This is a genomic window from Psychromonas sp. (genome assembly GCF_047632995.1).
Taxonomy (GTDB): domain Bacteria; phylum Pseudomonadota; class Gammaproteobacteria; order Enterobacterales; family Psychromonadaceae; genus Psychromonas.
On record NZ_JBLIEK010000113.1, the window covers coordinates 1 to 11,415 of the forward strand.

Annotated in this window: 13 protein-coding genes; all 13 read right to left on the reverse strand. The window is 40.6% G+C overall.

The window, feature by feature from the left end; all coding sequences use genetic code 11:
- Positions 1-147: 147 nt before the first annotated feature.
- A complete protein-coding gene (gene pyrF / locus ACJAT7_RS15235) occupies positions 148-852 on the reverse strand; it encodes an orotidine-5'-phosphate decarboxylase (protein ID WP_415227656.1) in 705 nt (234 codons plus the stop codon).
- A gap of 155 nt (positions 853-1,007) precedes the next feature.
- A complete protein-coding gene (lapB, locus tag ACJAT7_RS15240) occupies positions 1,008-2,180 on the reverse strand; it encodes a lipopolysaccharide assembly protein LapB (RefSeq protein ID WP_415227657.1) in 1,173 nt (390 codons plus the stop codon).
- A gap of 6 nt (positions 2,181-2,186) precedes the next feature.
- Positions 2,187-2,480, reverse strand: a complete 294-nt coding sequence (locus ACJAT7_RS15245; RefSeq protein ID WP_415227658.1) for a LapA family protein — start codon at positions 2,478-2,480, stop codon at positions 2,187-2,189.
- Positions 2,481-2,628: 148 nt separating this feature from the next.
- On the reverse strand, positions 2,629-2,916 hold the full coding sequence (locus tag ACJAT7_RS15250) for an integration host factor subunit beta (protein WP_415227659.1): 288 nt from the start codon (positions 2,914-2,916) through the stop codon (positions 2,629-2,631).
- 87 nt (positions 2,917-3,003) lie between these two features.
- Complete coding sequence (gene rpsA / locus ACJAT7_RS15255) at positions 3,004-4,674, reverse strand: 30S ribosomal protein S1 (RefSeq protein ID WP_415227660.1); 1,671 nt, start codon at positions 4,672-4,674, stop codon at positions 3,004-3,006.
- A gap of 118 nt (positions 4,675-4,792) precedes the next feature.
- Positions 4,793-5,467: a (d)CMP kinase gene (cmk, locus tag ACJAT7_RS15260; protein WP_415227661.1), complete on the reverse strand. Its 675-nt coding sequence runs from the start codon at positions 5,465-5,467 to the stop codon at positions 4,793-4,795.
- Between the two features lie 56 nt (positions 5,468-5,523).
- Positions 5,524-6,300 (reverse strand): VacJ family lipoprotein, encoded by a 777-nt coding sequence (locus ACJAT7_RS15265; protein ID WP_415227662.1) that lies wholly within the window; start codon positions 6,298-6,300, stop codon positions 5,524-5,526.
- Between the two features lie 108 nt (positions 6,301-6,408).
- Positions 6,409-7,689 (reverse strand): c-type cytochrome biogenesis protein CcmI, encoded by a 1,281-nt coding sequence (gene ccmI, locus ACJAT7_RS15270; RefSeq protein ID WP_415227663.1) that lies wholly within the window; start codon positions 7,687-7,689, stop codon positions 6,409-6,411.
- Positions 7,686-8,192 carry a cytochrome c-type biogenesis protein gene (locus ACJAT7_RS15275; protein WP_415227664.1) on the reverse strand — a complete coding sequence of 169 codons (507 nt, stop codon included), beginning with the start codon at positions 8,190-8,192 and terminating at the stop codon, positions 7,686-7,688. Before ACJAT7_RS15275 ends, ccmI begins: the two co-directional genes overlap by 4 nt.
- Before the next feature lie 3 nt (positions 8,193-8,195).
- On the reverse strand, positions 8,196-8,732 hold the full coding sequence (locus tag ACJAT7_RS15280) for a DsbE family thiol:disulfide interchange protein (RefSeq protein ID WP_415227665.1): 537 nt from the start codon (positions 8,730-8,732) through the stop codon (positions 8,196-8,198).
- Between the two features lie 2 nt (positions 8,733-8,734).
- On the reverse strand, positions 8,735-10,696 hold the full coding sequence (locus ACJAT7_RS15285; RefSeq protein WP_415227666.1) for a heme lyase CcmF/NrfE family subunit: 1,962 nt from the start codon (positions 10,694-10,696) through the stop codon (positions 8,735-8,737).
- A 12-nt stretch (positions 10,697-10,708) separates the two neighbouring features.
- Positions 10,709-11,179, reverse strand: a complete 471-nt coding sequence (gene ccmE / locus ACJAT7_RS15290; RefSeq protein ID WP_415227667.1) for a cytochrome c maturation protein CcmE — start codon at positions 11,177-11,179, stop codon at positions 10,709-10,711.
- The coding region (gene ccmD, locus ACJAT7_RS15295; RefSeq protein WP_415227668.1) for a heme exporter protein CcmD at positions 11,176-11,415 on the reverse strand (240 nt) is incomplete at its 5' end. The genes ccmD and ccmE, both read right to left, overlap by 4 nt.

Sequence of the window (11,415 nt, forward strand, 5' to 3'; positions counted from 1 at the left end):
GACATCCACTCTTTAAAATCAAAAGCGAATTTTTCCATAAATTCAATTTTATATTTATTAATATCAATTTTTTTCATTCAACAGTTCCCATAATAAAATAGGAGACACGCGGGCCTCCTATTCGATCTTATTTAGTTCTTAAGTTAATTAAAGTAAGCTTGCATTGATCTCATGCAACACCTGAGCTGGATTTTCAGCTTGCGTGATCGGGCGACCAATCACCAGATAATCAGAGCCTGCATCCAGCGCCTGCTTAGGCGTCATAATACGACGCTGATCGCCGGCATCTGAACCCGCAGGACGAATACCTGGGGTGACTAACTTAAATTCTGTACCGAGCAGAGCTTTTAGTTCTTTTACTTCATGAGAAGAGCAGACAACGCCATCAAGCCCAGATGATTTAGTTAGTATTGCCAGACGTTTAACCTGTTCGGCTGGCGAATCTGTGATCCCCAACTCGTTTAAATCGGACTGTTCCATACTGGTTAAAACGGTTACCGCAATTAATAATGGCGCTTTATCACCATAAGGCTCAAGAATTTCCTTAGCCGCTTCCATCATGCGGCGCCCGCCACTGGCGTGAACATTGACCATCCACACCCCTAAATCAGCAGCCGCTTTAACTGCTTTGGCAACTGTGTTGGGAATATCATGAAACTTCAGATCTAAAAAAACATCAAAGTTCTTCGCGACCACTGTTTTTACAAAATCAGGACCAAAATGGGTAAACATCTCTTTGCCAATTTTTAAACGACAGGTCACAGGATCAAGTTGCTTGATAAACTCCAATGCTTCTTGCTTATCGGCATAATCTAAGGCGATAACTACTTTTGGATCAGTTACTTGCTTCATTCTTTTTCCTGTTTTTTAATGGCCTAAAGGCCAACCTACATTTTATCTGTATTATAATTTTTTTAAACTAAGCCATTTAAGTTGCATTCAAGGCGAGAGCGCGCAGTCTAGCCCCTTAAATGGCCACTTTCAATACGGAAATCACCTCAAGACAATTATTCACCGTCTAATCCGCGGATCGGTTTGATCCTTCCCCAGCTTTTACACGAAGGACACAGCCAAAATAGTTTTTTGCTTGAATAACCACATTTTTGACAGCGATATTGTGGGCGTAGCTTGATTTGTTCACCCACTAATTTGTGCAGGAAAGTTAAACTCTCTTTTTCATTTTTAGACTGAGCCAATTGCAGATGATAAGTCATTAAATGGTTAAAGCCTTTCATCGTTGGATTACGCCGCAACTCTTGCAGCATAAAGGTCTGTGCTTTATCAATACTTTTATATTTAGCTATTAATTTAGATAACAAGATAACTGCACTTGCTCCCCCTCCTAAGCTGACAACGCGGTAAAGATAAGTGATCAGCGTCTGCTCACTGCCCAATTTCTGATGCAGTGCTAATAATTTATCTAAAATCACTTCGCTAAAGTCTATATCTAATTCCGGTATCGACTGCAGCATTTGCAACGCTTTTTCAGGTTTGTTTTGCAGCTCATAATAATCAGAAAGTGCGATGCTGGCACGAATGCAGTTAGGAAATACAGCCAGCGCTTTTTGGTAAAGCTTGATTTTTTGTTTGTCGTCGCTGGGCTTTTTTAATTGATCCGCCAAACTGCAGTAAAGATGAGATAACGTTCTTCTATTAGTTTTACCTTTGGATAATTTATTTAATAGCTCCGCGACTGCAACCGCCTCTTCCCATTCTTTAAGCTGCTGATAAATAGGTAACAGATTTTCAAGCGCAACCTGTCGGTATTCAGGTGATTGTTTTAGTTGAATAAAGGTTTCTTCGCTGCGATCAAATAAGCCCGATTGATAAAAGTCTTTTCCTAGCTGCAATAACGCTAAGTCTCTCTGCTCTCGTGTTAATGCGGGACGCGCAATTAAATTTTGATGAATACGTATAGCGCGCTCAACTTCGCCGCGCTGACGAAATAGGTTACCCAAGGCAAGATGGGTTTCAATCGTTTCATTATCCACTTCTAATAATGCGATAAAATGGTCGACCGCTTTGTCGGGTTGCTCACTTAATAAAAAGTTCAAACCTTTCACATAATCGCGACTGAGTTTATTGCCTTTTTTCTGATTTTTTTGGTAAACACTGCGCGCCCCCATATACCAGCCGTAAAAGGCTGCAACTGGGAGTAGAAGGAAAAATATCTCTTGCACTAAGAATTAATCTTTTTCAATGATTGCTATTGTACGTAACTGATTAATCTCTTTACTCTGCTGTTTATTAAGTTTGCGCAACTGCCTGTTTGTTATTTTTAATTTCAAATAAAAGAGTATTGCAAAAACAGCCGAAACCAAAAAACCGGCCATAAATACGATTGCCAATAGGGTAGAAAGGCGCATTTCACCTTGCGCAAGCAGATAGTTAACATTAATTATTTGTTGGTTTTTTAAACCTAAGACAAGGGCAACAGCAAATAACAATACCGTTACGATTAAAGTTAGAAAGCGTTTCATGGCAACACCTAAAAGAGAAGTATGAATGTAGCAGTGTATTATAAATACATTTGGGAATAAATCATTGATATGAATAGTTTGAAAATTTTTAAAAAAAGAGAAAAAAAATGGTGCTATAAAGCACCATTTTAGCTATACCAAAAAGGTATTAGGCATTTGCTGCATTTACTCGCTCTCTCAATGCTTTGCCAGGTTTGAAATGAGGAACATACTTACCACCCAGTTCAACTTTTTCTCCCGTTTTGGGATTACGGCCAACGCGCGGGGCTCGAAAATGCAACGAGAAACTACCAAAGCCTCTGACTTCAATTCGCTCGCCATCAGCAAGTGAATTGGTCATTAACATTAATATCTCTTTTACACTATCCTCAACTTCTTTAACCGACAATTGAAAGTGCTTGCTGGTTAGTCTTTCGATCAGATCAGACTTAGTCATAACTTACCTCGTTTTCATAAATGAATGCAGTAAACCGACTCCAGTTAATGCTAATTAATGGCAGCAGACAAGCTGCTGCCTTATTAATTATTTGCCTTTAGCTGCATTAAACGCGTCAAGCATTGCATTACCCATGCTTGCTTCATCTTGTTGTTTTAAGCTATCAATTGCTTCTTTCTCATCAGCGTCATCTTTCGCTTTGATAGAAAGGCTAATTACGCGGTTTTTACGATCAACACCAACGAATTTAGCTTCAACAGGTTCACCAGCTTTTAATACTGTCGATGCATCTTCGATACGCTCACGAGCGATATCAGCTACACGGATGTAACCTTCAACGCCTTCAGAAAGAGTAACAGTTGCACCTTTAGCATCAACTTCAGAAAGAGTACCTACAACAATAGACCCTTTCTTATTTTCTGCTAAGTAATTGTTGAATGGGTCTAAAGCAATTTGTTTGATGCCTAGAGAGATACGTTCACGCTCAGGATCAACTTGAAGTACAACGGCTTCAATCTCATCGCCTTTCTTATAGTCTAGAACGGCTTTCTCGCCTTCAACATCCCAGCTGATATCAGAAAGATGTACCAGACCGTCAATGTTTCCATCAAGACCGATGAAGATACCGAAATCTGTAATAGATTTGATCTTACCAGATACTTTCTGACCTTTATCATGAGTTGAAGAGAACTCTTCCCATGGGTTAGCTTTACACTGTTTAAGGCCTAGAGAGATACGACGACGTTCTTCGTCAATATCAAGCACCATAACTTCAGCCATATCGCCAAGGTTAACAACTTTAGACGGGTGAATGTTTTTGTTAGTCCAATCCATTTCTGAAACGTGAACTAAACCTTCAACACCTTCTTCAATCTCAACGAAACAACCGTAATCAGTTAAGTTAGTTACTTTACCTGTTAAACGAGTTGACTCAGGGTAACGCTTAGCGATTGCTACCCATGGATCTTCACCAAGTTGTTTAAGACCTAGAGAAACACGAGTACGCTCACGATCGTACTTAAGTACTTTAACGGTGATTTCATCACCAACATTCACGATTTCACTTGGATGTTTAACACGTTTCCAAGCCATATCTGTAATATGCAATAGACCGTCAACACCACCTAGATCTACGAATGCACCGTAGTCTGTAAGGTTCTTAACGATACCTTTAACGTCTTGACCTTCTTGAAGATTTTCAAGTAGTTCATCACGTTCTGCACTGCTTTCTGTTTCGATAACAGCACGACGAGATACAACAACGTTGTTACGTTTTTGATCAAGTTTGATCACTTTGAATTCAATATCTTTGTTTTCAAGGTGAGCAGTGTCACGCACAGGGCGTACGTCAACTAATGAGCCAGGTAAGAATGCACGAATACCGTTTAATTCAACAGTGAAACCACCTTTAACTTTACCGTTGATAACACCGATAATAGTTTCTTGGTCTTCGTATGCTTTCTCAAGCTGGATCCAAGCTTCATGACGTTTAGCTTTTTCACGAGAAAGTTTAGTTTCACCGAAACCATCTTCCACAGCGTCAAGCGCTACATCACATACATCGCCTACCGCAACTTCGAGTTCACCAGCTGCATTTTTAAATTCTTCAACTGGAATTGCAGCTTCAGATTTAAGACCTGCATCAACGAATACTAGGTTGTTACGAATACCTACGATTGTACCTTTAACAATCGTACCAGGCCGAGTTTCTACTGTTTGTAGAGATTCTTCAAATAGTTCAGCAAAAGATTCCATCATCTATTTATTCACACTTATTTTTATACAACCACTTACAATCCATTAGTAAGGGAGGCTGAGAAAGATTACCACTTCATCCATAAAGCAGTATTTTTAATAATAGGAGATTATTCCCCTATCAAGTTAATTTTTTGGCGGCTAATTCAAGAACCTTATTTACAACTTCATCAATGGTCAATGAGGTTGAGTCGATCACTAATGCGTCATCAGCAGGCCGCAAAGGCGCTACAACTCGGTTTCGGTCTCGATAATCACGTTCTTTTATTTCGCTTAAAATTTGCGCAACACTAACATCAAATCCCTTATCTTGCAACTGATTAAAACGGCGCAAAGCCCGTTCTTCAGCACTAGCATCTAAAAATATTTTCACCGGCGCATCAGGAAAAACAACGGTACCCATATCTCTGCCATCAGCAATCAGACCAGGAAGTTGACGAAACGCTTTCTGGCGAGCGAGTAAGGCCTCTCTGACTGCCTGCAATGATGCAATTTGTGACGCCGCTTGTCCGACAGATTCTGTGCGTAATTTATCACCCACATTTTCTCCCGCCAACAAGGTATCAACACCTGTACCATTCGATTTAAAAGATACTTGTAAGTTTAGTGCTAATTTTGCTAATTTTTCTTGATCATCTAAGCTTATTTTTTCTTGTAGGGCTGCAAACGCTAAAATTCGGTATAGTGCGCCACTATCAAGTAAGTTCCAGTTAAGTTTTTTTGCCAGGATATGGCAAACCGTACCTTTACCTGAGCCGCTTGGACCATCAATGGTAATTAAATTAATGTGAGACACTTAACCTCCTAGGTTAACTTTAAAATATCTGCGCGCAGGATAACAGCTATAAAAACTTAATCAATTTCATCCATAAATTCATCCAGATTGATCTTAAATGGATCATTTTTGGGTTTTGATCTTTCTTGCATCATCTTATTCTGATTGTCACTGTTTGAATAAAACTTAAATGCCTCATATTGAATATAAGCTTCTTTAACAAAGATATAGGGATCAAGTGATTGCTCAAGGAGTACCTCTTGCCCTAATAAGCTTTCACGTTTATCCAACCCATCAAGCCCATAAAGAGTGACGCTTTGCCACAACGTAAAATAACTGCTTGGGAAATATAAACCATCAACAAAACTACCCACCAATTTGCGGGTGCTTCTCGGGCCCATCACAGGAAGCATCAAATAGGGACCGTTGGGTACGGACCAGCGTCCAAGAACATTAGAAAAACTTTCAGGCCGTCGTGCAACGCCCATATCCTCGGCTAAATCAAATAAACCCAGTATGCCAAATGTCGAATTAACTGAAAATCGAAACAGTGACTGCACCGAATACTTAAACTCGAGCTGGATTAAATGATTAACCAGGGTCGAGGGCTCTTCAAAATTCAATACAAAATTATTAATTGCTTTACGCCCCCCTGTCGGCACCCAATCCACATAATTTTGTGTTACCGGACGGTAAATATAGGTATCTAATATTTTATAATTAAAATCCCAAATAAGGCGATTGGCAGGCTCAAGAGGATCGCTCATCTGATACTGAGGATCACCGTTGACCATCTGTGCTGAAGAGATACAGGGCAAGAGTAAAGAAAAAACAAAAAATATTCGTATTAACATAGGAGGATAATTGTCACCTAAAAAAAAAGATAAACTAAGTATAAATTAATATGGACTCACTCTCCAAACAAAAAACAGACACTATATGCCTGTTTATTACTTGGGCTATCATAATGGCTGAGCAATAAGCAGATTGATAGCTTGTTTTTCACCCGCTTTGATTAGAGAGCTTTGCCCTTGCCATGTTCCAGAACTGATACTGCCATCAGAGGAGATGCGCGCTTTAATAACAAACTCAGAGTGTAAACTTAACTTATTCCCTTCCACCATAGAGTTAGCATCGGAAAGCTCAACGGTAACAGGAAAGCGGGTTATGTTCATTTTCAGCGCCGCAATCGGCATTTTTGCCCCTACCTGCTGCGCAAAAACAAACAGAAAACCATTTTTCGGCAAATTCACATCATCAGCAATTGCAACATGCACTTGGTAAGTTGCCCCAACAGGCGCCACTTTGCTCTCCTGCCCGGAATCTGCAATTTCTGAGCTATTTTCAAGTGCGGGGGTAGATTTGTTTGATCCTGTCATCTTATTTTTCGCATAGGCAATACTGTCACGCAAAATACCCGCCTGCTGCGAATTTTCATCAACTAAGGTCAGCATTTTTTGCCAACGGTGAATTGCAGAACTAAAATCCTGTTTTTCAATCGCCATAAAAGCATACATTGACCAAGCCTCAAGGTTATCCGGTTTATCTTTTAATAACTTAAGTAACATAGCTTCAGCTTGATCCTGAGAGTATTGATCGCCCATTTGCATTGTAAGCTCAATGTAGATAAGACGAATAGCGACTGAATCTGGATCTAACAAATAGGCTTTTTGTACCGCATTCAAGGCCAGCTCAGCATCATTAAATACCATTCCCAGCCGGCTATACAATAACCAACCATCTGCATCATTAGGCTCTGCTACAAGATGGGTGCGTAAACCGAGCATAATATCGCGAAAATCTTGGTCGCTTGGACGGCTATCGGCATCATTAAACAGCTTGTTCTGCAGAGCGGGGTAGCGCTGCAGTACGTTTTGCCAGTTATCTAATTGCTGATATGCGCCTACTGACCAATACAAGCCCAAACTGCCTAAAATCAAAACGAGTACACCCGGTAACCATAACCATTTTTGGGGTTTAGTCGCTTTTTCAAGCGCCACCTCAAAGGTGTCATCAAGTAAGTTATGCTGCAGCTCAGTAATAATTTTCTCTTTGTCGATGATAAGACCTTGCTGATCATCTTTTTCAATCTCCTCTAAGCGAATATCATATAAGTTACGATTTAGGAGATTACGGGCGGCTTCATTTTTACTTTTATTTTTCCGGGCAATAAAAGAAAAAACGAACACACCACAGGCAACAATAAGTAGCAATATTACGCCTATCCAAAACTGTAAAATCATTGCTTACTCCCCTTTTTCCGTTTGTTATCGAACCTAGTTTTTTTATTCAGAATTTTCGCTAAACGCTGATCGTCCTCTTTATCCAACTTATCATCCGATCTGTTTTGATTTTTAATTTGACCATATAAGAAAAGGAAACCAAGTAAAATAAATAGCAGCGGGCCTAACCACAAGAAGATAGTCGCAGGCGTCATAGGCGGGTCGTAACGTACAAAGTTACCAAAACGGGCCACCATATAATCAACGATCTGCTCTTCACTCTTACCTTGCTTGACTAACTCATAGGTTTTATTACGTAAATCTTTGGCAAGTTGCGCATTAGAATCTGCAATATTTTGATTCTGGCATTTAGGGCAACGCAGCTGTTTGCTGAGATCATGAAAAAGTTGCTCTTGCGCTACATTATCGAATTCAAAAGTATCAATCGCGCTATTTGCCGCGCTGCTGATAAAGCAAAACAGTAAAATCAGTAATAGCTTGAATGGCTTTAACGGTAAAATCATCTGTTACTCCATCTTTTCAAAGCGATCTGACAGTTCATTTCGCCACACCTCGGCATTCAGATCGCCCACATGGCGATATTGAATAATACCTTTGCTATCAATTAAAAAAGTTTCTGGTGCGCCATAAACGCCCAGATCAAGACCAAGCATGCCATCTTTATCAAAGACACTGATTTTATAGGGGTCGTTGAGATCGGTTAGCCATTTAATCGCTTTAGAACGATTGTCTTTGTAATTCATACCAACGATATAAATGCCTTTCTCTGCCAGTTTATTCAAGAATTTATGCTCGGCGTAACAGGTAGGACACCAGGTTGCCCATACATTAAGCAGTAGCTTTTGCTTTTTAAAAATAGAGGCGTCGTACTGTTTTTCCGGATCGTAAATATCTTGCAGCGAGAATTCAGGGACACTTTGTCCGATCAGTGCAGAATCTAGTTTTCTCGGATCCGAGTACAAACCTTTAAAGAGAAAAAAACAGAGCGCAAAAAAGATAATTAACGGTGCCGATAAAGTGATTATTTTACGTGTATTGGCCATGCTTAGCGGTTCTCCTGCAACAGATCTACAACTTTCTTGGTACGATAACGGCGATCCAAGATCATCAGTAACCCGCCGAATGACATCATCAAGGGACCAAACCAGATCCAGCGTATAAAGGGTTTGTAATAAATCCGCACTGCCCACGCACCATCGGGCAACACCTCTCCCATTGCGATATACAGATCACGGGTAACCCCTGCGTCAATAGCAGCCTCGGTCATGGGCATACGCTGCACCGTATAAATACGCTTCTCAGCTTTCATGGTGGCTATCAGACGCTGATCTTTTCGCACCGTAAATATCCCCATGCTGCCCGTATAATTATCCCCCTTTAAGGCTTCGAGCGCATCAAAATGAAAATCGTAATGTTCAAAAGTGATGCTTTCACCGATTGCTAATTTCACATCTCGCTCAATGGAATAGTTTTGCGTCATGGTGATCCCTATCACCATCACAGCAAACCCTGCATGGCCTAGACTCATTGCCCAATGGCTATTTCCTAACTTGCTTAAGCCGCGCAAGAGGGTAAAGCGATGTGTTGCACGCAGATACAGCTCATAAGTGATGGTTGTCAGCACCCAAAAACCAAGAAACACACCTACAAGTGCAAGCCAAGTAAAATGGGCAGCAAACAACATTAAAAATAAAACAGTAAATATCGCACTCATGATTAACGCAATACCCAATGGTTTAATTAATTCAGAGACAGCTTGACGTTTCCAGCGCACTAAAGGAGCAACACCTAAAAACAGCGCAAAGGGTACAATCAATACGCTAAAAATCCGGTTGAAGAAGGGTTCGCCGATTGAAATACTGCCTAAACCTATCTGTTTATGGATAAGTGGCAGCAAGGTGCCTAACAAGACAACAATCAATGCCGCAATCAAGAAAATATTATTACTTAGTAGCAGGCTTTCACGCGAAAAAAGCCGATAACGTCCGCGACTTTCTACTTTTGATGCCTGCACAGCATAAAGTAATAATGAGCCACCGATCACCAAAATCAAAAAGACTAATATAAACAAGCCACGGGCGGGGTCACTGGCAAAGGCATGCACAGAAACCAGCACCCCTGAGCGTACTAAAAAGGTGCCGAGCAAACTCAATGAAAATGCACTAATCGCCAATAAAACAGTCCATGATTTAAACACACCACGCTTTTCACTGACCGCTAATGAGTGAATCAGCGCAGTCCCTGCAATCCAAGGCATCAAGGATGCATTTTCAACCGGATCCCAAAACCACCAACCACCCCAACCTAATTCAGAATAAGCCCACCAACTGCCCAAAGAGACGCCTAGCGTTAAGAAAATCCAAGCAGCCATCGTCCAAGGACGGGACCACTTTGCCCAAGCACTGTCTAAACGTCCTTCGAGCAAGGCGGCAATGGCAAAAGCAAATGCCACAGAAAATCCAACATAGCCCATATATAGCATAGGCGGATGTATGATCAGCCCGATATCTTGTAATAGTGGATTTAGATCTCGTCCATCAACAGGAAAATAAGGCAGGGTACGAAGAAAAGGATTCGAGGTTAATAGTACAAATAGATAAAAACCCAGTGATAATAAACCTAATACCGCCAGCACCCGTGCGACTGACTCGATAGGTAAGCGTTTACTCATTAACGCGACCGCTGTGCTCCATAAAGAGAGTAAAAACACCCAGAGCAGTAATGAGCCTTCATGTGCTCCCCATACAGCTGATAAACGGTAATACCAAGGGAGTGCCGAATTAGAATTACTGGCAATATAAGTGACCGTAAAATCATTGACCAGAAACAGATAGCTTAAAATAAGAAAGGAAACCAACACAAACACAAACTGTAAAACGGTCAGTATTTTGGCCGACTCTACGGCACTTTGCTGACCCGCATAAATCCCATAAAGCGGATAAACAGTTTGTAATAATGAAAACATACACGCAATTGCTAACGCAAATTGACCAATTTCAGCAACCATTGAACAGCCCTTTTATTTATTGTTATCGGTTTTCAAATGATCCATGCCTATCAGCGCATCTGATACTTCTGGCGGCATATATTCTTCATCGTGCTTAGCGAGTACTTCAAAGGCATTAATTTGTGTCGCATTAATTAATTCACCTTGTGCGACAATGCCCTGCCCCTCTCGAAACAGATCCGGTAAGATGCCATCAAAGAAAACAGTAACTATCCCCCCACCATTATCAATTAGAGCAAAGCTCACTTGCAAGCTTGTCGGATCGCGTTTTACACTAGCAGGCACAACCATGCCGCCAACACGTAAACGTTGCCCCACTTGAGGCTTTACGCCCGTTTCATTTTTACCTTGAATAATTTCTGTTGGTGTATAAAAGAGATCAATATTCTGCTGCAGAGAAAATAAGACCAGTCCTAATGAAATGGACAAACCAAACACTAATAACGAAGTGATTAATAAACGTTTTTTACGCCTTGGATTCATAAGGTTCCCTCCCTGTTTTGTGCATTTGCAATACGTTGCTGACGAGCAAGCCTTTGCCTAACTCTTTTAAAAATTTTATTTTTTTTATTTCGGGTATTGATTATCAAAATAATTAAAGACAAAAAAGAGATGCTGTAGGATAACCAAACATAAAAACCATATCCTCCCATGGAAAAAAAATCTGCGACTGAACTAAACGCCATTTTATTTATCCTCCGTTGAACATTGCTTATAAC

Coding starts and splice junctions, on each gene's coding strand:
- pyrF (WP_415227656.1), bottom strand. CDS start 852: ATGAAGCAAGTAACTGATCCAAAAGTAGTTATCGCCTTAGATTATGCC.
- ACJAT7_RS15245 (WP_415227658.1), bottom strand. CDS start 2,480: ATGAAACGCTTTCTAACTTTAATCGTAACGGTATTGTTATTTGCTGTT.
- ACJAT7_RS15250 (WP_415227659.1), bottom strand. CDS start 2,916: ATGACTAAGTCTGATCTGATCGAAAGACTAACCAGCAAGCACTTTCAA.
- rpsA (WP_415227660.1), bottom strand. CDS start 4,674: ATGATGGAATCTTTTGCTGAACTATTTGAAGAATCTCTACAAACAGTA.
- ACJAT7_RS15265 (WP_415227662.1), bottom strand. CDS start 6,300: ATGTTAATACGAATATTTTTTGTTTTTTCTTTACTCTTGCCCTGTATC.
- ccmI (WP_415227663.1), bottom strand. CDS start 7,689: ATGATTTTACAGTTTTGGATAGGCGTAATATTGCTACTTATTGTTGCC.
- ACJAT7_RS15275 (WP_415227664.1), bottom strand. CDS start 8,192: ATGATTTTACCGTTAAAGCCATTCAAGCTATTACTGATTTTACTGTTT.
- ACJAT7_RS15280 (WP_415227665.1), bottom strand. CDS start 8,732: ATGGCCAATACACGTAAAATAATCACTTTATCGGCACCGTTAATTATC.
- ACJAT7_RS15285 (WP_415227666.1), bottom strand. CDS start 10,696: ATGGTTGCTGAAATTGGTCAATTTGCGTTAGCAATTGCGTGTATGTTT.
- ccmE (WP_415227667.1), bottom strand. CDS start 11,179: ATGAATCCAAGGCGTAAAAAACGTTTATTAATCACTTCGTTATTAGTG.